Origin of the sequence: Szabonella alba (assembly GCF_016765775.1) — a bacterium.
Taxonomy (GTDB): domain Bacteria; phylum Pseudomonadota; class Alphaproteobacteria; order Rhodobacterales; family Rhodobacteraceae; genus Szabonella; species Szabonella alba.
Genome location: NZ_JAESVN010000002.1, coordinates 360,846 through 383,963 on the forward strand (window position 1 = coordinate 360,846; position 23,118 = coordinate 383,963).

The window sequence follows — 23,118 nt, forward strand, 5'->3', positions numbered from 1 at the left end:
TCTCGCCCATCCCGGCGATGAAGGGCCGACAGGGCCGGTGCGCCCTCCCAACCCTTCAAAGGAGCCCAGAGACATGGCCCCCAAGGTTCTTGTATCCGACGAACTGTCCGAAACCGCCGTCCAGATCTTCCGTGACCGTGGCATTGACGTGGATTTCATGCCGAAGCTCGGCAAGGACAAGGAAAAGCTGGCCGAGATCATCGGCAATTACGATGGTCTTGCCATCCGGTCGGCCACCAAGGTCACCGCGAAACTGCTGGAAAGCACCGACCGCCTGCGCGTCATCGCGCGTGCGGGCATCGGCGTCGACAATGTCGATATCCCGGCGGCCTCGAAAAAAGGCGTGATCGTGATGAATACGCCTTTCGGCAATTCGATCACCACCGCCGAACATGCCATCGCGATGATGTTCGCGGTTGCGCGGCAACTGCCCGAGGCGAATGCCTCGACCCATGCCGGGAAATGGGAGAAATCCCGCTTCATGGGGGTGGAACTGTTCAACAAGACGCTGGGTGTGATCGGCGCGGGCAATATCGGCGGCATCGTCTGCGACCGGGCGCTGGGCCTGCATATGAAGGTCGTCGCCTATGACCCCTTCCTGTCCGAGGAACGCGCCACCGCGATGGGTGTGACCAAGGTGGATCTGGATGAATTGCTGGCGCGGGCCGATTTCATCACCTTGCATGTGCCGCTGACCGACAAGACCCGCAACATCCTGTCCGCCGAAAGCCTTGCGAAATGCAAGCCCGGCGTGCGGATCGTGAACTGCGCGCGCGGCGGTCTGGTGGATGAGGCGGCGCTGGCCGAGGCGCTGAAATCGGGCCATGTCGCGGGTGCTGCCTTTGACGTGTTCGAGGTGGAGCCTGCAACCGAAAGCCCGCTGTTTGGCCTGCCGAACGTGGTGGTGACGCCGCATCTGGGTGCATCGACCTCTGAGGCGCAGGAAAATGTCGCCTTGCAGGTGGCCGAACAGATGTCGGATTACCTGCTGACTGGCGCGGTGCAGAACGCGCTCAACATGCCCTCGGTCACCGCTGAGGAAGCCGCCGTCATGGGGCCATGGGTGAAACTGGCCGGGCATCTGGGCGCTTTCGTGGGCCAGATGACGGATGAGCCGATCAAGGCGATCAATGTGCTGTATGATGGCAGCGTGGCGGCGATGAACCTTGCCGCGCTGAACTGCGCGGCGATTGCGGGGATCATGAAAGCCACGAATCCGGATGTGAACATGGTGTCCGCCCCGGTGGTGGCCAAGGAACGCGGCATCCAGATTTCGACCACCCGGCAAGAGAAATCGGGCGTTTTTGACGCCTATATCAAGTTGACCGTGGTCACCGACAAGCGGGAACGGTCCATCGCGGGCACGGTGTTTTCCGATGGCAAGCCGCGTTTCATCCAGATCAAGGGCATCAATATCGACGCCGAGATCGGTGCGCATATGCTGTACACCACCAATGAGGACGTGCCCGGCATCATCGGCCTTCTGGGCATGACCATGGGCAAGAACGGCGTGAACATCGCCAACTTCACCCTTGGCCGGTCTTCTGCCGGAAGCGAGGCAATTGCCCTGCTCTATCTGGATCAGGCGATTGATCCCAAAGTGGTGGACACGCTGGAATCGACCGGCATGTTTCAGCAGGTCAAGCCGCTGCAATTCGACGTGGGCTGAGACGGGCCGTTGAACGAAAGGCAAAGGGCCGGAGCAGTGATGCTCCGGCCCTTTGTCATTGGGGTCTGTGGATGCCGGTGGCGCGGTCAGCCCTTGGGCTTCGGCGGCACGAAACGCTTGCTGGTATCCTTGGCATCGGTTTTGGGCCGTGCGGGTTTGGCAAAGGTTTTGGCCGCGAATTTCCCGGCCGGTTTGCCGCCCGCGGGTTTGCCCGCACCCTTGCCCGGGCCTGCGGATTTGAAACCCGCCGCGCGCGAGGGCCGGGCATCCGGGCCGTCGCCGGGCTTGACGAAGGGCCGGGGTTTCGGGCCTGCCTCGCCATCGCGCGGCTTGGCCCAGGGTTTGGCGCCTTCGGCACGCGGCGCGCGGGGTTTGCCGCCTTCGGGACGGGCCGCATAGGGTTTTGCGCCGTCACTGCGCGGTGCGTAGGGCTTCGCCCCCTCGGCGCGGGGTGCATAGGGTTTCGCGCCTTCGGCGCGGGGTGCCCGGGGCTTGCCCGCATCATCCCGCGCGCCGCCCTCGGCGCTTTTGCCGGCATGGGTTTTGAAGCCAGCAGCACGGGCGGGACGGTCTGCAGCGGCGCCCCCGCCATGGGATTTGAACCCGGCCGAGCGGGGCGCGGGCTTGGCGCCATAGGGCTTGCCGCCTTCGGGCCGCGCATAGGCGGGTTTGCCTTCGCTGCGATCGTCCTTTTTCCAGCGGGCCTTGCGCTCGGCCCCCTCACGGGGGGCTTCGGCAGGGCGGGCGGCTGCCTTGGGCCGGTCCAGCGGCGTCCAGGCGGGGGCCGCGTCGCGGCTTTCCTCACGCGGGGGGCGGGGTTCGGAACGGGCTGCCGGACGGGGGGCGGCATCGTCCTGATCGCGGCGCGCGGGGGCCTTGCGGGCGGTTTCGCGCGGCGCGGATTCGGCGGCGGCGGGGCGGGCGCGCGGGGCGGCCTCATCCTCAACGAAACGCGACGGTTTCGGCTTGTAGGCGGGCTTGTCGCCGCGTGGCGGACGCGGCGCGCTGTCATCGCGTGCCGGGCGCGGTGCACGGGCACCGCCGGGGGCCCGTTCGGGACGGGCAAGATTGGGCTCACCGGGCAGGCGGCGCATCGTCACATCCGTGTCGATCAGCATTTCCGCACCGAATTTCGCGGCTTCCCCTTCGGCAATCTGCACGAAGGTTTCGGTCTGCTGCACGCGGATCGCGCCGATGGCGTCGCGGGTGATGGCGCCCGCATCGCAGATTTTCGGCAAAAGCCAGCGCGCCTCGGCCCGGGCCGTATGACCGACCGAGACAGTGAACCAGACCGACGCGCCGAATTCGCTGCGTTCGCGCGGCGGTTTCGGGGCGCCGGGGGCGGCCACTTCCGACAGGACCTCAGGGGCCGAACGCCCTTCGCGCCACAGCCGCACAAAGGCCTGTGCGACATGATCGGCGCCGAACCGCTCCAGCAGGGTCTGGGCCATGGCCAGATCCTCACCTTCATTCGGCCCCAGCGAGGGATGTTCAAGAATGCGCTGATCGTCGCGTTCCTGCACTTCCTCGGCCGAGGGCGCATTGGCCCATTCGGCCACGACCTTCGCGCCTTGCAGGATGCGGCTGGCCTTCCGGAAATCCGACGGCGTGACAATCAGCGCCGAAACCCCCTTGGACCCCGCGCGCCCGGTACGGCCCGACCGGTGCAGCAGCGTTTCGGGATTGGTGGGCAGATCGGCATGGATCACCAGATCCAGCCCCGGCAGGTCGATTCCGCGCGCGGCCACATCGGTGGCGATACAGACCCGGGCGCGGCCCGAACGCAGCGAGGTCAGCGCATTGGTGCGTTCCTGCTGGCTCAACTCACCCGACAGGGCCACGACCTGAAAGCCCCGGTTCCCCATCCGTGCCATCAGATGATTGACGTTGGCCCGCGTCTTGCAGAACACGATGGCCGTGCGCGCCTCGTAAAAGCGCAAAAGATTGAAAATCGCATGCTCTCGGTCGCGCACCTGCACATTCAGCGCGCGATATTCGATATCGGCATGCTGGCTGGTGCCGCTGACGGTCTGGATGCGCAGCGCATCCTTCTGGAAGGTCTTGGCGAGTTCGGCGATTTCCTTGGGCACCGTGGCCGAGAACATCAGCGTGCGGCGATCCTCGGGCGCTGCGGCAAGGATGAATTCCAGATCCTCGGAAAATCCGAGATCCAGCATTTCATCCGCCTCATCCAGAACCACGGCCCGGGTGGCCGACAGATCCAGCGACTTGCGCTCGATATGGTCGCGCAACCGGCCGGGCGTGCCGACAACGATATGCGCGCCGCGTTCCAGCGCGCGCTTTTCGGTGCGGTAATCCATGCCACCCACGCAGGTTGCGATCTGTGCATTCGCCCCGGCGAACAGCCAGGCCAGTTCGCGCGCAACCTGCAGTGCCAGTTCGCGCGTCGGCGCGATGACAAGGGCGGCGGGCACATCGGCGAACAGGAATTTCTCACCGCCCGCAAGCAGGTCAGGCGCGATGGCCAGCCCGAAGGCGACGGTCTTGCCCGAACCTGTCTGGGCCGAAACCAGAAGGTCGCGGCCCGCGACGCCTTCGGCCAGAACGGCCTCTTGCACGGGGGTCAGGGTTTCATAACCCTTGGCGGTCAGCGCCGTGGCCAAAGGCCCGGCGATCATGGATGTGTCGATCATTTTCATTACCTGACAGGGGGCGCGCTGTGGCCCGATGGGCGGCGCCTTCCTATCCCTGTCCGGCGGGGTCATGCCTGCCCGCCGGCCCCCGGGTGATGCGGGTGCCGAAGGGGGCGGCATACACGGAATGGCCGCCGCTGTATATGGTCAAAGCTGCACTGCGGCGAAAAGCGTGGTGCATGGCTTTACCCTCCCTGCCGCAAGCGGTAGTTTCAGGAAAGGTTTCAAGGGAAGGACGGCCCATGACCCAACGGTTGCATCTGGTCTTCGGAGGTGAGCTGATCAGCCCCTCCGGCACGGTTTTCAAGGATCCGGCGGCGATTCATATCGTCGGCATGTTCCCCGATTATGCCTCGGCCCATCGCGCCTGGAAGGCCGAGGCGCAGCGCACGGTGGACGATGCGCATATGCGCTATTTCATCGCGCATATCCACAGGTTGCGGGATGAGGAACATCCCGCCTCGGCGACCGAGGAACTGGGGGCCTGATCCCGCATCATGGCCTATTCCCTCGGGCTGACGCTCTACAATCTGTCCAGCCGTGGCGTGGCCCTTCCGGGGCGTCCTGCGCGTCAGGCCAGACCGCCCGGCCCGCTGCTGTGGCTGCATTCGCCGGGGATGGAAAGCCGGCGGCAGATGGCCGCGCTTGCCAGCCGGGTGCAGCAGGACGGGCAATGTTCGGTGCTGCTGACGACCGGGCCTGAGGCCGGTTCCGGGCAGGAGGCGCAGGGGCAGGCGGGGGCTGAGGGGAAGATGCCCGGTCTTGCTTCGGTTCTGACCGAGGTGATTCCCCCCGATATTCCGGCCGAGGTGCGGGCCTTTCTGGATCACTGGCGCCCCGATCTTGCCGTCATGGCCGAGGGAGAGCTGCGCCCCGCCCTGCTGCATCACGCCGAGGAAAGCGGCGTTCCCCTGACCATGGTCGAGGCGCGGACTCCGGCCTTTGCGCGCGGGCGTGAGGGTTGGTGGCCGGGGCTGATGCGCGCGGTTCTGGGCGCCTTCCGCGAGGTGCATGCGGTGGATGAGGGCGCCGCCCGTGCCTTGCGCCGCGCAGGCGTTCCGCCGCAGGCACTGCGCGTCGCGGGACGGTTGGAATATCCGTCAGTCGCGCTGTCCTGCACCGAGGCCGAGCGCGCGGAACTGGCCCGCCTTCTGGCGACGCGTCCGGTCTGGTTTGCCGCCGATCTGCCGGAAGAGGAAGAGGACCGCGTCATCACCGCGCATCGCGCGGCGCTGAAACCCTCGCATCGCCTGCTGTTGATCCTTGCGCCGCGTGATCCGGCGCGGCTGGCCCCGCTGGCCGAACGGTTGCAGGCGCGTGAGGGCTGGGCTGTGGCGCGTCGGGCGGCGGAAGAAGAGCCCGACCCCGATTGTCAGGTCTATCTGGTGGATCCCGGATTGGAATTCGGGCTGTGGTATCGGCTGGCCCCGATCACCTATCTGGGCGGCAGCCTGACGCCCGGGGGCGCGGGCCGCGACCCGATGGAGGCGGCAGCGCTGGGGTCGGCGCTGATCCATGGCCCAAGGGCGGGGGCGTTCGGCCTGTCACTGGGGCGGCTGGCCGGGGCGCAGGCGACGGCGCTGGTCGGATCCGCCGCCGATCTGGGCGAGGCGGTGGCCGATCTGATGGCGCCCGACCGTTGTGCGCGGCAGGCCCGGGCGGCGTGGGAGGTTGCCTCTGACGGGCGTGAGGCGACCGAGGCGGCGCTGGCAATGATCCATCGTCTGATGGAAAGGGCCCCCTGATGCGCGCGCCGGGTTTCTGGTTCACCCCGCCCGAGCGGCCCGGATTGCGGGCGCGGCTGCTGTCGCCTCTGGGTGCGCTTTATGCGGCGGCGACGGCGCGGCGGTTGCGGCGCGGCGCGCCTTACCGGGCGGGTATTCCGGTGATCTGTGTCGGCAATCTCAATGCCGGGGGGACGGGCAAGACCCCGACCGTGATCGCGCTTCTGGAACGGCTGGCCACGCGGCCCGCCATGGAAGGGCGGGCGGTGCATGTCGTTTCCCGCGGGTATGGCGGGCGGCTGGAAGGGCCGGTCCGGGTGGATCCGGCCCGCCATTCCGCGGCGGATGTGGGGGATGAACCCCTGCTGATCGCGGCCTTTGCGCCGGTCTGGGTGGCGCGCGACCGTGCCGCCGGACTGCGCGCGGCCGAGGCGGCGGGGGCGGCGCTGGTGATCCTGGATGACGGGTTCCAGAATCCGGCTGTGGCCAGGGATCTGTCGCTGCTCGTCGTGGATGCCGCACAGGGCTTTGGCAACGGGCTGTGCCTGCCCGCAGGCCCGCTGCGCGAACCGGTCGGCACGGGGCTGGCGCGGGCCGATCTGCTGCTGTCCATCGGCGGCGACGACGCGCAGGCGCGGTTCGATACGCTTTGGTCCGGAGCGGTGACCCTGCCGCATCTGCGCGGACGGCTTGAGGTTCTGCCGATGGGGATGGGCTGGCAGGGGGAACGGGTGCTGGCCTTTGCCGGAATCGGCAACCCGGACAAGTTTTTTGCCAGCCTGCGCGCCGAAGGGGCCGAAGTGCTGCGCGGCGTGGCGCTGGACGATCACCAGCCCTTCTCCGAGCCGCTGCTGCTGCGGTTGGAGAAGGAGGCCGCCCTGCGGGGCGCGCAGCTTGTCACCACCGAAAAGGATGCCGTGCGCCTGCCCCCCCCCTTTCGCCGCAAGGTGCTGACCCTGCCGGTGCGGCTGCGCCTGAGCGACTGGACCCCGGTGGAGACACGGCTGGAGGCCTTGGGACTGTAACCGCGCCTCATGCGCTGCCGGAGGCACCCGTATCCAATGAAGGGAGCCTCCGGCGGAGGCATTTTTGCCAGGATGAAACCGGCGGCGGTTATTGTGTCGCGGGTAGGGCGGCAAGGATTGCCGCGACGATGGCATCCAGCGGCTGGTCGATATCGACCGCAATCGCGGCCTCATCGGGTCCGGGAATTTCCAGCGTCGCGAACTGGCTGTCCAGCAGGGTTGTCGGCATGTAATGCCCGGTCCGTTTGCCCATCCGGGCGGCAATCACGTCACGGCTGCCGGTCAGATGCACGAAACGCACGGGCGCGCCCGCCATCTCGCGGATTCGGTCGCGATAGATACGGCGCAGGGCGGAACAGCCGATCACGATGCCCGGATCGCGCAGGGTTTCCCCGATGCGGCCCAGCCATGGCCAGCGGTCGGCATCGGTCAGCGGCGTGCCCGCGCGCATCTTCTCGACATTCTCGGGCGAGTGCAGGTCGTCGCCATCGACATAGACCGCGCCCAGCCGGGGGGCGAGTGCTGCCCCCACCGAGGATTTGCCGCAGCCCGCGACCCCCATCAGGACAAGACGCACTGTCATAGCGAGGCCGTGATCCCGCCATCGACATAAAGCGTATGGCCGTTGACGAAGCTGGAGGCCGGAGAGGCAAGGAAGATGCAGGCACCGACCAGTTCCTCGACCCGGCCCCAGCGGCCTGCGGGGGTGCGCTTGGCCAGCCATTCGGAAAAGGCCGGATCGGCCACAAGGGCCGCATTCAGCGGGGTCTCGAAATAGCCCGGGGCAATGGCATTGCATTGCAGCCCGTGGCGCGCCCAGTCGGTGGCCATCCCCTTGGTCAGATTACCGACAGCGCCCTTGGTGGCGGTATAGGGCGCGATGCCGGGACGGGCCAGCGCGGTCTGCACACTGGCGATATTGATGATCTTGCCCGCACCGCGTTTGATCATATGACGGGCGACGGCCTGTCCGACATGGAAGACCGAGGCGACATTGGTCTGCAGCAGGCGCTCAAACGCCTCGGCGGGGAACTCCTCCAGCGGGCCGCGATGCTGCATCCCGGCATTGTTCACCAGAATGTCGATGGCCCCGTTTTCGGCCTCGAACCCGTCGACGGCGGCGCGCACGCCCGCATGATCGGTCGCGTCAAAGGGCAGGGTCAGCGCGCCGGGAATATCCGCCGCCGCCGTTTGCAGCCGGGCCGCATCCCGCCCGTTCAGCACCACGCGCGCCCCGGCCTCTGCCAGTCCTTTTGCCAGTGCCAGCCCGATCCCCTGCGAGGATCCGGTGACAAGGGCGGTTTTCCCTGAAAGGTCGAAAAGCTGCATCTTGCTGTCATCCATCCTGTTTCTGTCATCCCTTGCGGGCCCTGGCCGTGCCGGGGTGCTGTGCCCCGGCAAGATCGCTTGAGCATAGCGCCGCGGGACACTATGGTATACCGGAATTCCCACGCCTGCGACCCGTCCCGTCCACGCCTTTTCCCAGACCTGCCCGGCCCCGCCGGGCCCGCTATCGGAGCCTCAGATGAAAGCCATCGTGATCCATGCCGCCCATGACCTGCGGATCGAGGAGCGGCCCGAGGAAAGCCCCGGCGCGGGACAGGTGCGGCTGCGGTTGGCCACAGGGGGCGTTTGCGGGTCGGATCTGCATTACTTCCACAATGGCGGTTTCGGCGCGGTGCGGCTGAAGGAACCGATGATTCTGGGGCATGAGGTGTCCGCCCATGTCGCAGAACTCGGGGCCGGGGTGACGGGGCTTGAGGTCGGGCAGCTGGTGGCGGTCTCGCCCTCACGCCCCTGCGGGACCTGCCGGTTCTGCCGCGAAGGGCTGCGCAATCAATGCCTGAACATGCGCTTTTACGGATCGGCCATGCCCTTTCCGCATATTCAGGGCGCATTCCGGCAGGAAATCGTGGCCGAGGACTGGCAATGCGTTCCGGCGGATGGGCTGACGGCGGGGGAGGCCGCGCTGGCCGAACCGCTGGCGGTGGTGCTGCATGCGGCACGGCGGGCGGGCGATCTGATGGGCAAGCGCGTGCTGGTCACCGGCTGTGGCCCGATCGGGGTGCTGGCGGTGCTGGTCGCGCGGCGCGCGGGCGCGGCCGAGATCGTGGCGACGGATCTTTCGGATTTCACGCTTGCCATGGCCGCGCGCTGCGGCGCGGACCGCACCATCAACATGGCGACCAGTGCCGCCGATCTGGCCGACTACAATGCCGACAAGGGCAGCTTCGATGTGCTGTTCGAATGTTCGGGGGCCGCCCCCGCACTGGCCGCAGGCATCGCCGCGATGCGCCCGCGCGGCGTTATCATGCAGCTTGGCATGGGCGGCGACATGACGCTGCCCATGCTGGCGATCACCGCCAAGGAACTGGATCTGCGCGGATCCTTCCGCTTTCACGAGGAATTCGCGACGGGGGTGCATTTCATGCGGCAGGGGCTGATCGACGTGAAACCGCTGATTACCCATACCCTGCCGCTGGACCGCGCGCTGGAGGCCTTTACCATCGCCTCGGACCGCACGCAGGCCATGAAGGCGCAGATCGCCTTTGCCTGAGGGCCGGGGATCGGACTTATAACTTAGACAGAGTGAACCGGCAGGGAGTGCGAAAGAACCATGAGTCAATCCGAAATCGGCCTGATCGGGCTGGGAACCATGGGGGCGATGCTGGCCCTGAACATCGCCGAAAAGGGCTTTGCGATTTCCGTCTGGAACCGCACGACCGAGGTGACGCATCGTTTTGCCGCCGAGGCGGGGGAACTGGCTGCGCAGATCACGCCGACCGAGACGCTGCAGGCGCTGGTCGCCTCGATCCGGTCGCCGCGTGCGATCATTCTGATGGTGCCCGCAGGGCAGGCGGTGGATGACCAGATTGCGGCGCTGCGCCCGCTGCTGGATCCCGAAGATCTGATCATCGACGCGGGCAATGCCAATTTCCGCGACACCAACCGCCGCGCCGCAGCGGCGAATGGCTATCGTTTTCTGGGCATCGGCGTGTCGGGCGGCGAAGAGGGCGCGCGCCATGGCCCTGCCATCATGGGCGGGGGGGATGCACAGGACTGGGACCGCGTCGCCCCGGTGCTGAACGCGATTGCCGCGAAATATGAAGGCCATCCCTGCGCGGGTCGCATGGGCGAGGCCGGGGCGGGTCATTTCGTCAAAACCGTGCATAACGGCATCGAATATGCCGATATGCAGATGATCGCCGAGGTTTACGGCGTGATGCGCGACGGGATGGGGATGCAGGCCCCGGCGATTGCCGCGGTGCTGGACGACTGGAACAAGGGGCCGCTGCAATCCTATCTGATCGAGATTTCCGCCGCCGTGGCCGGGGTGATCGACGAGCGGGCACGCAAGCCGATCCTCGATGTGATCCTTGACCGGGCCGGACAAAAAGGCACAGGCCGCTGGACGGTGATCGAGGCGCAGCATCTGGCGGCCCCGATCCCGGTGATCGACGCGGCCGTGACGGCGCGCAACACCTCGGCCCGGCTGGAGGAGCGCCGCGCCGGTCAGGCGGTGTTCGGGCCTGCACCCGAATTGCTGCCGACCGATGCGCTGACGCTGCGCGATCTGGAACAGGCGATGATCGCGGGCAAGATCCTGTGCTATGCGCAGGGTTTCGCGCTGATCTCGGCCGCCTCGTCCGATTTCGGCTGGTTGCTGCCCCTGCCCGATATCGCGCGGGTCTGGCGGGCGGGCTGTATCATCCGGTCCTCCATGCTCAATGACATGGCGACCGCGCTGACCGAGGATGCCGGGCGCAACCTGATGCTGGCACCCTTCTTTGCCGATCATCTGAAGGCCTGCCATGGCGCGCTGCGCAAGGTTGTGGCAGCGGGGGCGACCCATGGGCTGCCGCTTCCGGCGCTGGCCTCGGGGCTGGCATGGTTCGACATGATGCGCACCGAACGCTCCACCGCCAACATGATCCAGGGCCAGCGCGATTTCTTTGGCGCGCATGGGTTCCAACGGTTGGATGGCGGCGAAAACCATCACGGGCCCTGGGCGATGCGGGGCTGACACAGCGCGGCCCGAATCCCGTTCCGATGCCAGTGCGCCGCCCCTCAACCGGGCGGCGCGAGTCTTTTTTGCACAGCGATTAATCACAAGCCCAAATCTTGCGCTCTTTTGCGGCATTCCCTGGCGTTTCGGAAGATTGCCATGACAGCCGCCTTGCTGCGATGCGGCACAACGCGTCTTCTGACATGGCAACGGGTGGGAGACCTGTTGAGGAATAGGTGTGCGGTGGCGGCCGACCTGGAAAACCCGCCCCCACCGCACGGGGTGCAACCAAGGGCTGCCTGCCTGATATAGCCGCTTTTCGTGGCCATGGAAGGACCGGCGCCCGATCAGAGGGCAACAGATGAACCGGATCACGAAATTCATTGCCGGGGCGGGGCTTGGCATCGCCATGGCCGGAACCGCCACCGCCGAGACGATCAAGGTGGGGGTTCTGCATTCGCTGTCGGGAACGATGGCGATTTCGGAAACCACGCTGAAGGACACGATGGAAATGCTGATCGCCGAGCAGAACGCCGCCGGCGGTCTGCTGGGCCAGCAGCTTGAGGCGGTCGTGGTCGATCCGGCCTCGGACTGGCCGATGTTCGCCGAAAAGGCGCGCGAATTGCTGACCGTGTCGAATGTCGATGTGATCTTCTGCTGCTGGACGAGCGTGAGCCGCAAATCGGTTCTGCCGGTGGTCGAGGAACTGAACGGGCTGGTCTTCTACCCGGTGCAGTATGAGGGTGAGGAAAGCTCGAAAAACGTCTTTTATACCGGCGCCGCGCCGAACCAGCAGGCGATCCCGGCGACGGATTATTTCCTTGAGGAACTGGGCGTCGAGAAGTTCGCGCTGCTGGGCACCGATTACGTCTATCCGCGCACCACGAACAACATTCTGGAAAGCTATCTGAAATCGAAGGGCATCGCGGAAGGCGACATCTTCGTGAACTACACGCCCTTCGGTCATTCCGACTGGTCCAAGATCGTCTCGGACGTCGTGGCGCTGGGCGCGGATGGCAAGAAGGTGGGCGTGATTTCCACCATCAACGGCGATGCCAATATCGGGTTCTACAAGGAACTGGCGGCGGCGGGCATTTCCGCCGATGACATTCCGGTTGTCGCCTTTTCGGTCGGCGAGGAGGAGCTGTCCGGCCTCGACACATCGAACCTTGTCGGCCATCTGGCGGCGTGGAACTACTTCATGTCGGCCGATACCCCGGAAAACACCGAGTTCATCGCGAAATGGAAGGCTTTCGCCGGTGAAAACCGCGTGACCAATGACCCGATGGAGGCCCATGTCATCGGCTTCAAGATGTGGGTGCAGGCGGTTGAAAAGGCAGGCTCGACCGATGTCGATGCGGTCCGTGCGGCCATGTATGGGCTGGAAGTGCCGAACCTGACCGGCGGCACCGCGACCATGCTGCCGAACCACCACCTGACCAAACCCGTGCTGATCGGTGAGATCCGCGCCGATGGCCAGTTCGACATCATCAGCCAGACCGAGCCGGTCGCGGGCGATGCCTGGACCGATTTCCTGCCGGAATCGGCGGTGCTTGAGGCCGACTGGCCGGGTCTGGACTGCGGGATGTACAACACCGAGACCAAGACCTGCGTGCAGATCAAGTCGAACTACTGACACTCTGGCCGGGCGGCGGACCATCCGCCGCCCCTCCTTGCACCGGGGGCAGGAATGCACAGGATTTTCGTTATCGTTCTGGCGGCCTGCCTGATGGTGCTGCCGGGTCTCGCGCGGGCCGATCTGGCGGCGGTGATCGCCGAAAATGCCGACAGTATCGCCAAACCCTCGCGCCAGACCATCGCGCCGGTGATCGCCGCACTGGCCGCAACCGAAGATCCCGGGATTGCAGGGTTTCTGGCCGCCTGGGCGGATCGCGGGCTGGGCCAGCGCAAGGCCGATGGCGCGATCTTCCGCATTGCCGATCAGGGAACGGATTACGCTTTGGCCAATCCGGTGGATGGCAGCCCGGCAGGGACCGCGCCGAAATCCGATATTGCCGAGATCCGCCCCAATTCCGGTGTGCGTGGTCTGATCGCCTCGGCGCTGGTCGCCTTTCAACTGGACGATCCCGACCCTGCACAGCGCGCGGCTGCACTGGGCGCCATCGCCCGGACCCCCGAGGCCGATCATCTGGCGCCCCTGCGCGCCGCCCTTGATGACAGCGATCCGGCCCTTGCCGCGCAGAAATCCCGGCTGGAGCGTCTGTTGACGCTGCGCTTCGATCCCGACAGCGCCGCGCGTGTCGCGGCGATCGAAAGTTTCGGCACTGATCTGGGGCTGGATCTGCGCGGCGCGCTGAACCCGCTGGTCACCACGCGGCGCGTCGTCTCTGCTGCCCCGCCCGAAGGCGCCAATATCGCCCGGGAATTGCGGCTGAACCGCGAGATCGCGCCGGATGAGGCCTTTGCCCTGCTGGTTGCCGATGGCAAGGCGCCCGCCCCCCTGACCATCGCCGAACAGCGCACGGCCCTGATTGACAATATCGCCAATGGCATGGTTGGCGGCATCCCGGTCCATCAGCTTGACACGCAGGCCGCCCGCGACCGCGCCTATACCGCGCTGGAACAGGCCGGGGCCGTCCCCGTCGCCGCCACCAGCGACGAGATCGCCGTGACCGTGGCCGGGTTCCGCTATTTCGACCTTTATGCCGAACCCGATGCCGCCGTGACCGATGCTGCCGAGGCCGCATTGCAGGCCATCGCTGTGACGGTCGGGGCGATGACGGCCTTCGATCTGGGGCTGGATGCGCTGTCTCTGGCCTCGATCTTTTTTCTGGCGGCCATCGGGCTGGCGCTGACCTTCGGGGTGATGCGCGTCATCAATATGGCGCATGGCGAATTCATCATGATGGGCGCCTATACCGGCTATTGCGTGCAGCTGCTGATCCCCGATTACACCATCTCGATCCTTGTCGCCCTGCCGCTGGCCTTTGCCGTGACCTTCGCTGCCGGGGTGGCGATGGAACGGCTGGTGATCCGCCATCTTTACAAGCGCCCGCTGGAAACCCTGCTGGCAACCTTCGGCATCTCCATCGCGCTGCAGCAACTGGCCAAGAACATCTTCGGCACGCAGGCCCGCCCCCTGACCGCGCCTGGCTGGCTGGACGGGGCATGGGCGCTGAATGACGTGGTCTCGATCAGTTATATCCGCATCGCGATCTTCGTCATGGCGCTGGTGCTGCTGGCGGTGTTCCTGTTCATCATGAAGCGCACAAGGCTGGGGCTGGAGGTGCGGGCGGTGACGCAGAACCCGTCGATGGCCGCCTCGATGGGCATCAATCCCGACCGCATCAACATGATGACCTTCGGCCTTGGTTCCGGCATTGCCGGGCTGGCAGGCGTTGCCATCGGGCTGTTCGCCAAGGTCACTTCGGAACTGGGCAATGATTACATCGTGCAAAGCTTCATGACCGTGGTGGTCGGCGGTGTCGGTAATATCTGGGGTACGCTGGCCGGGGCCGCGCTGATCGGCGGGCTGCAAAAGGGCATCGAATGGCTGAACCCGGCCAATACGCTGGCCGCGCAGACATGGATGATCCTGTTCATCATCATCTTCATCCAGTTCCGCCCGCGGGGCATCATCGCCCTGAAGGGCCGCGCGGCAGGAGACTGACATGACCCGTTCATTCCTTGCGAAAAACCCGTCCGTGCTGGCCTTTCTGGCGATCCTTGCGCTGTTCACGCTGGTCGTGACCGTGCTGGCCGAGGGCTCGGGCAGCGGCGTCATCTCCACATCTTTCGTCAAGACGCTGGGCAAGACGCTTTGCCTGTGCCTGATTGCCCTCGCGATGGATCTGGTCTGGGGCTATGCGGGGGTGCTGAGCCTTGGGCATTTCGCGTTTTTCGCGCTCGGCGGTTACATGATCGGCATGTGGCTGATGTATGCCCGGACCGAAGACATCGTCATCCAGTCGCTGTCCGGTTCCGAACTGCCCCCCACGGCCGAAGAGATCGCGGCGGGCATCGGCAACCAGATCTTCGGCGTGGTCGGTGGGTCCGAGATCCCGGCGATCTGGCATTTCGCGGGCTCGCTTCCGGCGCAACTGGCGCTGGTCGTGCTGGTGCCGGGTCTGCTGGCGGCGCTGTTCGGCTGGCTGGCCTTCCGCAGCCGCGTCACCGGAGTTTACCTTTCGATCCTGACACAGGCGATGACGCTGGCCCTTGCCCTCTATCTTTTCCAGAATGACAGCGGGTTGCGCGGCAATAACGGGCTTTCGGGGTTGCAGAACATTCCCGGCCTCGGGCAGGTCTCGCAATCGGTTTTGTCGATCTGGTTCTTCTGGGCTTCGGCGGCGGCCCTTGGCATGGCCTATCTGCTGGCGGCATGGATCGTTTCGGGCAAGTTCGGATCGGCCCTGCGCGCGATCCGCGATGATGAGGCGCGGGTGCGTTTCCTTGGCTATTCGGTCGAAAGCTACAAGCTGTTCATCTTCACCCTGACGGCGGTGATCGCGGCCATTGCGGGCGCGCTTTATTATCCGCAGGCGGGCATCATCAACCCAGCCGAACTGGCCCCCATCGCCTCGATCTATCTGGCGGTCTGGGTCGCCATCGGCGGGCGCGGACGGCTTTACGGCGCGGTGATCGGCGCGGCTTTCGTGTCGCTTCTGTCCTCATGGTTCACCGGCGGGCGCGCGCCCGACATTCCGCTGGGCTTTTACACGATCAAATGGGTGGACTGGTGGTCCATCGCCCTGGGTCTGTCCTTCGTGCTGGTCACGCTGTTTGCGCCCAAGGGCATCGGCGGGCTGTTCGATCTGGTGCAGGGCCGCCTTGCGCCCGCCCGGGGCGGGGCGGATCTGGGGCCGGATGACGGTTCCCTTCAGGAACGGGAGGCGCTGAAATGAGCACATTGCTGGAAGTTTCGGGCATTTCCGTCACCTTTGACGGGTTCCGTGCGATCAATAACCTGTCCTTTCAGATCGGCCCGGCGGAACTGCGCGCCATCATCGGACCCAACGGCGCGGGCAAGACGACCTTCATGGATATCGTCACCGGCAAGACCCGCCCCGATGAGGGCCGCGTGATCTGGGGTGAACGCTCCATCTCGCTGCTGAAACTGTCCGAGGCGCAGATCGCCCGCGCCGGCATCGGGCGGAAATTCCAGCGCCCGACGGTGTTTGAGGATCAAAGCGTGACCGAAAACCTGCTGCTGGCACTCAAGGCCAGCCGCAACCCGCTGGCCGCCTTGCTGTGGAAACCGAAAGCCGCCGATATGGACCGGGTTCAGGCGCTGGCAACGCAGGTCGGTCTGCTTGATGCCCTGCCGCGCAAGGCCGGTGAACTGAGCCACGGACAAAAGCAATGGCTGGAAATCGGGATGTTGCTGGCGCAGGAGCCGCGCCTTCTGCTGGTCGATGAACCCGCCGCCGGAATGACGCTGGCCGAACGCGAACAGACCACCGCGCTGCTGGTCGATCTGGCAAAAACCCGTGCGGTGGTCGTCGTCGAACATGACATGGAGTTTGTGCGCCGCCTGAACTGCCGCGTCACGGTGCTGCATGAAGGCGCGGTTCTGGCCGAGGGCAGTCTGGACCATGTGACGAAAAATCAGGACGTCATCGACGTCTATCTGGGGCGCTGAAGCCGTGTCTTACCCCTTTCATCCTGGCACAAATACCTCGGGGGTGCGGGGGCTGGCCCCCGCCCTGTCCCGCAACCCAAGGGCCGCAGCATGATCCGCACCGAGAACCTGACCCTGCATTACGGCGGCGCGCAGATCCTGCATGGCATCACGATGGAGGCCCGCGCCGGTGAGGTGACCTGCATCATGGGCACCAATGGCGTCGGCAAGACCTCGCTTCTCAAGGCGCTGGCGGGCACGCATCCGCGGTCGGGCGGCGCGGTTGAGATGGGCGGTGAACGGTTGGGAAAACTGCCACCGCAGGCCATGGCGCGGCGGGGGCTGGCCAATGTGCCGCAGGGGCGGATGATCTTTCCCCTGCTGACGGTGACCGAGAATCTGGAAACCGGATTTGCGGTGCTGCCCCGCAAGGATCACCGCATTCCGGCGGAAATCTATGACCTGTTCCCGGTGCTCAAGGACATGGCGCATCGGCGCGGGGGCGATCTGTCGGGCGGGCAGCAACAGCAGCTTGCCATTGCCCGCGCCATGATCATGCGCCCCCGCGTTTTGTTGCTGGATGAACCGACTGAGGGGATTCAGCCCAATATCATCCAGCAGATCGGCCGGGTGATCGAACATCTGCGCAGCCGGGGTGATATGGCGATCATTCTGGTCGAGCAGTATTTCGAATTCGCCTATGGTCTGGGCGACCGGTTCTATGTGCTCAAACGCGGCACGGTCGCGATGGAGGGGACCAAGGCCGAACTGGGCTATGACACGCTGCGCGCCACGGTTTCGGTGTAGCGGGCTGCTGATATCATCCTTGCGACCCTTGGTGACACAGGCAGAACAGGGGAACCTTCCCGGGTCTTTCCATGGCCGGGGCCATGCGGCACGGTTTCCTCTTGCCGTCCGGTGGCCCCATGGCCGCCGGACGGCGCCCGGCGGCCCTCAAGGCTGGGCGCTTCGCCCCCGCCCGAAGCAATCGCAACCGCGGCGCAAAACGAAATGATTTCCCTCTCGTCGCGGCCTTTCGGTAAAACTTAGCCAATCAGCGAAGTTTTTTCTTGCGTGACTTCGGTCCGCGTGATTACTTAGCCATATGGCTAAGCATGATCCCGATCTGTCGCTTCTGTTCCACGCCCTGTCCGATCCGACACGGCGCGCGATCCTGACCCGTCTTGCAGGCGGGCCTGCGGCGGTGACGGATCTGGCCGCGCCGACCGGGCTGCGCCTGCCGACGGTGATGCGGCATCTTGCGGTGCTGGAGGAGGCCGGGCTGATCGCCAGTGCGAAAGAGGGGCGCGTGCGCTCCTGCGCCATTGTGCCCGAGGCGCTGGCCCCGGTGCATGGCTGGCTGGATGACCAGCGCGCGCTTTGGGAAGGCAGGTTGGACCGGCTGGATGACTATGTAATGCGATTGATGAAGGAAACCGGACATGATGACTGATCTTGACCCGCAGACCGACCTGAGTTTCACCCGCGTTCTGGCCGCGCCCCGGGCGCTGATCTGGGACTGCTGGACCAACCCAAGGCATATCCCGCATTTCTTCATTCCCGCCCCCCATAAGGTGACGGCGGTGGAGATCGACCTGCGGGTGGGCGGACGCTTCAACACCGTTTTTGATGTCGATGGCAACGCGATGGACAACAAGGGCGTGTATCTTGAGGTCGTTCCGCAGGAGAAGCTCGTCTTCACCGATGCCTATACCGAAGGCTGGAAACCCGCGCCCGAACCCTTCATGACCGCGATCCTGCTGCTGGCCGATGCGCCGGGGGGCGGCACCTCCTATACCGCGATTGCCCGGCATCGCAGCCCGGAAACCCGAAAGGCGCATGAAGACATGGGCTTCTTCGATGGCTGGGGCATGGTTGCGACCCAGCTTGAGACCTATGCGAAAGGTCTGGCGGGATGACCGGACATTTCGCGACCCTGCAATTCGAACGGCAGATCTCCGCGCCGGTCGAAACCCTGTGGCAGGCCTGGACCGCGCCTGCCGCCCGCGCCGTCTGGGCCGCGCCCACGCCCGAGGTGACGGTTGATATCCTGAGTTCGGAAACCGGCCCGGGCGGGCGGGAAGTGTCGCTGTGCAGGGTGGCGGGACAGCCTGATTTCCGCTGTGAAACCGGCTGGATGGAATGGTTGCCGGGACGGCGCAGCGTCAATCATGAACTTGTGACCCGCGACGGACAGGCGCTGTCCTCGGCGCTGGTCACGGCGGATTTCGCCCCACAGGGCAGCGGCAGCCATCTGGCGGTGACGGTGCAGCTTTCGGCGGATGTCGCGGGTGACGGCCCGGATATGGCGGCAGGCTATCGTCAGGGCTTTGCTGCCGGTCTGGACAATCTGGCGGGTGTGGCGGCGCGGACCATGGTGCTGCATCGCCGGATCAACGCGCCGCGCGCGCTGGTCTGGGGGGCATGGACCAACCCCGAAACCCTGCCGCAATGGTGGGGGCCTGAGGGGTTTTCCTGCCGCACCGACCGCATTGACCTGCGCACGGGTGGTGAATGGCTGTTCGATATGATCGGCCCGGATGGCACGGTCTTTCCGAACCATCACCGGTATCATGAGATCCGCGCCGAGGACCGCATCCGCTATGGCCTGCTGGCGGGGGAGAATGGCCCGAAACATGCCGATGCCTGGGTCAGTTTCGACGAAGCCGGGGGCGGCACCGATGTGACCCTTGGCATGGTCTTCACGACCGAGGCCGAATACCGGACCGCCAAGGGCTTCGGTGCCGAGGCGCTGGGGCTTCAGACTCTTGGCAAACTGGCGCGGTTCGTCGGCAAGGACTGAAGCCCGCTGCGACAGGCCCCCGCCCGGGCAATTTGCGGGCGGGGTCTGGCAGGATCAGAAATCCCAGTCACCATCCTCGGTCGCGACGGCCTTGCCGATGACATAAGATGAGCCCGAGCCGGAAAAGAAGTCGTGATTCTCGCTGTCGGGCGACAGGGCGGCAAGGATCGCGGGGTTCACCTCGCAGGCGGCAGGCGGGAACAGTGCCTCAAAGCCCAGGTTTTGCAGTGCCTTGTTCGCGTTGTAATGCAGGAAGGCCTTGACCTCTTCGGTCAGTCCTATCCCGTCATAAAGCTCCTCGGCGTAATTCGCCTCGATCTCGTAAAGATCGAACATCAGCGCGAAGGCAAAATCCTTCAGCGCGGCGCGTTCCACCTCGGGCAGGGTTTCCATCGCGCGCTGGAACTTGTAGCCGATGTAATAGCCGTGGATCGCCTCATCCCGGATGATGAGACGGATCAGATCGGCGGTATTGGTCAGCTTGCCCCGGCTGGACCAATACATCGGCAGATAAAACCCGGAGTAGAACAGGAAGGATTCCAGAAAGACGCTGGCGATCTTGCGGCGCTGCGGATCGGCGCCTGCATCATATTCGTCAAGGATCATCCGCGCCTTGGCCTGCAGATGCGGGTTTTCCTCGGACCAGCGGAAGGCTTCATCAACCTCCTTGGTGGAACAGAGCGTCGAGAAGATCGAGGAATAGGACCGCGCATGGACCGCTTCCATGAAGCCGATATTGCTCAGCACCGCTTCCTCATGCGGGGTGCGGGCATCGGCCAGCAAGGTGGGCGCGCCGACCGCGTTCTGGATCGTGTCCAGCAGCGTCAGACCGGTAAAGACGCGGATGGTCAGTTCGCGTTCCTCCGGCCGCAGGGTGGCCCAGCTTTGCACGTCATTGGACAGCGGCACCTTTTCGGGCAGCCAGAAATTCACCGTCAGGCGGTTCCAGACCTCAAGATCCTTGTCATCCTGCAGGCGGTTCCAGTTGATCGCCCGGGGCACCGCCCGCCTTGTCACATGATCCTTCATCGGGAAGGTCCCTTTTCATCTGTTCGTGGATATGCCGGAGGGGTCCGGGGGGAATACGGCCCCCCGGCGCGCGGTTACAGCGTGCAGGACACGCAGCCCTGCACTTCGGTTCCCTCCAGCGCGGTCTGGCGCAGGCGGACGTAATAGATCGTCTTGATCCCTTTTTTCCAGGCCAGGATCTGCGCGCGGTTGATGTCGCGCGTCGTCGCCTCGGCCGGGAAGAACAGGGTCAGGCTCAGCCCCTGATCGACATGTTCGGTTGCCGCCGCATAGGTCTCGATCAGTGCCTCGGGCCCGATTTCATAGGCGTCGCGATAGTATTCGAGATTGTCATTGGTCATGAAGGGCGCGGGATAATAGACGCGGCCGATCTTGCCTTCCTTGCGGATCTCGACCTTTGAGACGATCGGATGGATCGAGGAGGTCGAGTTGTTGATATAGCTGATTGACCCCGTCGGCGGAACGGCCTGAAGGTTGCGGTTGTAAAGCCCGTCCTTCATCACCGCATCCTTCAGCGCGGCCCAGTCCGCCCGGGTGGGCAATTCCACCCCGAAGCGCGCGAACAGCGCCTGCACGGTGTCAGTCTCGGGCAGCCAGTCGCGGGCGGTGTATTTCTCAAAGAAGCTGCCATCGGCATATTTCGACCGCTCGAACCCGGCAAAGCTGCGCCCCGTCTCGCGCGCCAGTGCGTTGGAGGCGCGCAGCGCGTGATAGGCCACGGCGGCAAAATAGGCGCGGGTGAAATCCACGCCTTCCGCGCTGCCGTAATGGATGCGTTCGCGCGCCAGAAACCCGTGTAGGTTCATCTGACCCAGACCGACGGCATGGGCCTCATCATTGCCGCGCCGGATGGACGGAACAGACTCGATGGACGACATTTCCGAAACGGCGGTCAGCGCCCGGATCGCCTGTTCCACGGTCGCGCCGAAATCCGGCCCGTCCATCGTGGCCGCGATATTCAGCGACCCCAGATTGCAGGAAATATCCGTGCCCAGCCGGGCATAGCTCAGATCCTCGTTATATTCGCTGGCCTCATTGACCTGCAGGATTTCCGAACACAGGTTCGACATCGCGATGCGCCCGTCGATGGGGTTGGCGCGGTTCACCGTGTCCTCGAACATGATATAGGGATAGCCGGATTCGAACTGGATTTCGGCCAGCGTCTGGAAAAACTCCCGCGCGTTGATCTTCTTCTTGCGGATGCGCTTGTCGCCGACCATCTCGTCATATTTCTCGGAAACCGGAATCTCCGAGAAGGGAACGCCGTAGACCCGTTCCACATCATGCGGCGAAAACAGATACATATCCGCATTCCGCTTGGCCAGCTCAAAGGTCACATCGGGAATGACGACCCCGAGGCTCAGCGTCTTGATGCGGATCTTTTCATCGGCATTCTCGCGCTTGGTGTCCAGAAAGCGCAGGATGTCGGGGTGATGGGCGTTGAGGTAAACCGCCCCGGCCCCCTGCCGCGCGCCCAGCTGATTGGCATAGGAAAAGCTGTCTTCCAGCAGTTTCATCACCGGAATGACGCCCGAGGACTGGTTTTCAATGCCTTTGATCGGCGCGCCATGTTCGCGGATATTGGTCAGCATCAGTGCCACGCCACCGCCGCGCTTGGACAGTTGCAGCGAGGAATTGATCGCCCGGCCGATGGATTCCATATTGTCCTCGACCCGCAGCAGGAAGCAGGAAATCAGCTCTCCGCGCGACTGTTTCCCGGCGTTTAGGAAGGTCGGCGTCGCAGGCTGGAACCGGCCCGAAATGATTTCCTCCATGAAGGCCATGGCCTGCGCCTGATCGCCGCGCGCCAGTGCCAGTGCCACCATCACGACGCGGTCCTCATAGCGTTCCAGATAGCGTTGCCCGTCGCGGGTTTTCAGCGTGTAGGAGGTGTAATACTTGAACGCACCAAGGAAGGTGGGGAAACGGAATTTCCGCGCATAGGCCGCATTCCAGATCCGGTGCAGGAAGTCGCGCGGATACTGATCCAGCACCGCCGCCTCGTAATAGCCTTCCTCGACCAGATAACCGAGTTTTTCATCAAGGCTGTGAAAGAACACGGTGTTCTGGTTCACATGGCTCAGGAAATACTGGCGCGCGGCCATGCGGTCGGCCTCGAACCGGATGCGCCCTTGATCGTCATAGAGGTTCAGCATCGCGTTCAGCGCATGGTGGTCCAGCGCGGGCGCGTCCTTGGTGCCCCTGTCCTTCAGGCCGTGGTCAAGCATTCCGTCCCCCAGAATTCATTCAGCCCGGAGCGGATCCGGGCAATATCGGTCTCACTGCCCGCCAGTTCAAAGCGGAAAAGCAGCGGAACAGTGCATTTACGGGCGATCACATCGCCCGCCATCGCGAAGGTCGCGCCGAAATTGCGGTTTCCCCCGGCAATCACACCGCGCAGCAGCGCGCGGCGGGCGGGGTCGTTCAGAAAGCGGATCACGGGTTTCGGGACCGCGCCGCGCCCCTCGCCATCGGCGAAAGTCGGGCAGATCAGCACATAGGGCTGGACGGGGCAGGGCATTTCCTCATCGGGACGGATCGGGATCCGCAGCGCTGGAACACCAAGCCGCGCAACCATGCGCGCGGTATTGCCCGAGGCCGATGAGAAATAGACCAGCCCGCCCATT

General features: G+C 64.9%; 20 protein-coding genes. 14 read left to right on the forward strand and 6 right to left on the reverse strand.

Features of this window, described 5'->3' with window-relative positions:
- The first annotated feature begins 73 nt into the window (after window positions 1–73).
- Window positions 74–1,669, forward strand: coding sequence for a phosphoglycerate dehydrogenase (serA, locus tag JL811_RS06180; RefSeq protein ID WP_202687619.1), 1,596 nt, complete (start codon window positions 74–76; stop codon window positions 1,667–1,669).
- An 86-nt stretch (window positions 1,670–1,755) separates the two neighbouring features.
- On the opposite strand, the gene JL811_RS06185 is transcribed toward serA, so the two are convergent.
- Entirely contained in the window at window positions 1,756–4,320 is a 2,565-nt protein-coding gene (locus JL811_RS06185) for a DEAD/DEAH box helicase (RefSeq protein WP_420496769.1), read from the reverse strand.
- Between the two features lie 245 nt (window positions 4,321–4,565).
- Here JL811_RS06185 and JL811_RS06190 point away from each other — a divergent pair, with 245 nt between their 5' ends.
- The 3 genes from JL811_RS06190 to lpxK are packed head-to-tail and all read left to right on the forward strand — an operon-like array spanning window position 4,566 to window position 7,072.
- Entirely contained in the window at window positions 4,566–4,811 is a 246-nt protein-coding gene (locus JL811_RS06190; RefSeq protein WP_202687621.1) for a DUF4170 domain-containing protein, read from the forward strand.
- Between the two features lie 9 nt (window positions 4,812–4,820).
- Window positions 4,821–6,068 carry a 3-deoxy-D-manno-octulosonic acid transferase gene (locus JL811_RS06195; RefSeq protein ID WP_202687622.1) on the forward strand — a complete coding sequence of 416 codons (1,248 nt, stop codon included), beginning with the start codon at window positions 4,821–4,823 and terminating at the stop codon, window positions 6,066–6,068.
- Window positions 6,068–7,072, forward strand: a complete 1,005-nt coding sequence (gene lpxK / locus JL811_RS06200) for a tetraacyldisaccharide 4'-kinase (RefSeq protein ID WP_202687623.1) — start codon at window positions 6,068–6,070, stop codon at window positions 7,070–7,072. The genes JL811_RS06195 and lpxK overlap by 1 nt, the downstream gene beginning before the upstream one ends.
- 88 nt (window positions 7,073–7,160) lie before the next feature.
- Here lpxK and JL811_RS06205 read toward each other — a convergent pair whose 3' ends face one another.
- Both JL811_RS06205 and JL811_RS06210 read right to left on the reverse strand, forming a co-directional pair.
- Complete coding sequence (locus tag JL811_RS06205) at window positions 7,161–7,655, reverse strand: gluconokinase (RefSeq protein WP_202687624.1); 495 nt, start codon at window positions 7,653–7,655, stop codon at window positions 7,161–7,163.
- Window positions 7,652–8,401, reverse strand: a complete 750-nt coding sequence (locus JL811_RS06210; protein WP_202687898.1) for an SDR family oxidoreductase — start codon at window positions 8,399–8,401, stop codon at window positions 7,652–7,654. Before JL811_RS06210 ends, JL811_RS06205 begins: the two co-directional genes overlap by 4 nt.
- Before the next feature lie 196 nt (window positions 8,402–8,597).
- On the opposite strand from JL811_RS06210, the gene JL811_RS06215 reads away from it, so the two are divergent.
- The 10 genes from JL811_RS06215 (at window position 8,598) to JL811_RS06260 (ending at window position 19,462) form a co-directional block, all read left to right on the forward strand.
- Complete coding sequence (locus JL811_RS06215) at window positions 8,598–9,629, forward strand: L-idonate 5-dehydrogenase (RefSeq protein WP_202687625.1); 1,032 nt, start codon at window positions 8,598–8,600, stop codon at window positions 9,627–9,629.
- Between the two features lie 60 nt (window positions 9,630–9,689).
- A complete protein-coding gene (gene gndA / locus JL811_RS06220) occupies window positions 9,690–11,096 on the forward strand; it encodes an NADP-dependent phosphogluconate dehydrogenase (protein WP_202687626.1) in 1,407 nt (468 codons plus the stop codon).
- 343 nt (window positions 11,097–11,439) lie between these two features.
- Entirely contained in the window at window positions 11,440–12,714 is a 1,275-nt protein-coding gene (gene urtA / locus JL811_RS06225; RefSeq protein WP_202687627.1) for an urea ABC transporter substrate-binding protein, read from the forward strand.
- 54 nt (window positions 12,715–12,768) lie between these two features.
- A complete protein-coding gene (gene urtB, locus JL811_RS06230) occupies window positions 12,769–14,709 on the forward strand; it encodes an urea ABC transporter permease subunit UrtB (protein WP_202687628.1) in 1,941 nt (646 codons plus the stop codon).
- 1 nt (window position 14,710) lies between these two features.
- Window positions 14,711–15,943 carry an urea ABC transporter permease subunit UrtC gene (gene urtC / locus JL811_RS06235; RefSeq protein ID WP_202687629.1) on the forward strand — a complete coding sequence of 411 codons (1,233 nt, stop codon included), beginning with the start codon at window positions 14,711–14,713 and terminating at the stop codon, window positions 15,941–15,943.
- Window positions 15,940–16,680: an urea ABC transporter ATP-binding protein UrtD gene (gene urtD / locus JL811_RS06240; protein WP_202687630.1), complete on the forward strand. Its 741-nt coding sequence runs from the start codon at window positions 15,940–15,942 to the stop codon at window positions 16,678–16,680. Before urtC ends, urtD begins: the two co-directional genes overlap by 4 nt.
- Before the next feature lie 90 nt (window positions 16,681–16,770).
- Entirely contained in the window at window positions 16,771–17,466 is a 696-nt protein-coding gene (gene urtE, locus JL811_RS06245; RefSeq protein WP_202687631.1) for an urea ABC transporter ATP-binding subunit UrtE, read from the forward strand.
- 298 nt (window positions 17,467–17,764) lie between these two features.
- On the forward strand, window positions 17,765–18,112 hold the full coding sequence (locus tag JL811_RS06250; RefSeq protein WP_202687632.1) for an ArsR/SmtB family transcription factor: 348 nt from the start codon (window positions 17,765–17,767) through the stop codon (window positions 18,110–18,112).
- Complete coding sequence (locus JL811_RS06255; RefSeq protein ID WP_237684829.1) at window positions 18,102–18,578, forward strand: SRPBCC family protein; 477 nt, start codon at window positions 18,102–18,104, stop codon at window positions 18,576–18,578. Before JL811_RS06250 ends, JL811_RS06255 begins: the two co-directional genes overlap by 11 nt.
- Window positions 18,575–19,462, forward strand: a complete 888-nt coding sequence (locus JL811_RS06260; protein ID WP_202687633.1) for an SRPBCC family protein — start codon at window positions 18,575–18,577, stop codon at window positions 19,460–19,462. Before JL811_RS06255 ends, JL811_RS06260 begins: the two co-directional genes overlap by 4 nt.
- A gap of 54 nt (window positions 19,463–19,516) precedes the next feature.
- Here the strand turns inward: JL811_RS06260 and nrdF are convergent, their stop codons facing one another.
- From nrdF to nrdI, 3 genes are all read right to left on the reverse strand, one after another.
- Window positions 19,517–20,491: a class 1b ribonucleoside-diphosphate reductase subunit beta gene (gene nrdF / locus JL811_RS06265; RefSeq protein ID WP_202687634.1), complete on the reverse strand. Its 975-nt coding sequence runs from the start codon at window positions 20,489–20,491 to the stop codon at window positions 19,517–19,519.
- Between the two features lie 74 nt (window positions 20,492–20,565).
- Complete coding sequence (gene nrdE / locus JL811_RS06270) at window positions 20,566–22,719, reverse strand: class 1b ribonucleoside-diphosphate reductase subunit alpha (protein WP_202687635.1); 2,154 nt, start codon at window positions 22,717–22,719, stop codon at window positions 20,566–20,568.
- Window positions 22,701–23,117 carry a class Ib ribonucleoside-diphosphate reductase assembly flavoprotein NrdI gene (gene nrdI, locus JL811_RS06275; protein ID WP_202687636.1) on the reverse strand — a complete coding sequence of 139 codons (417 nt, stop codon included), beginning with the start codon at window positions 23,115–23,117 and terminating at the stop codon, window positions 22,701–22,703. Before nrdI ends, nrdE begins: the two co-directional genes overlap by 19 nt.
- Between the last annotated feature and the right edge of the window lies 1 nt (window position 23,118).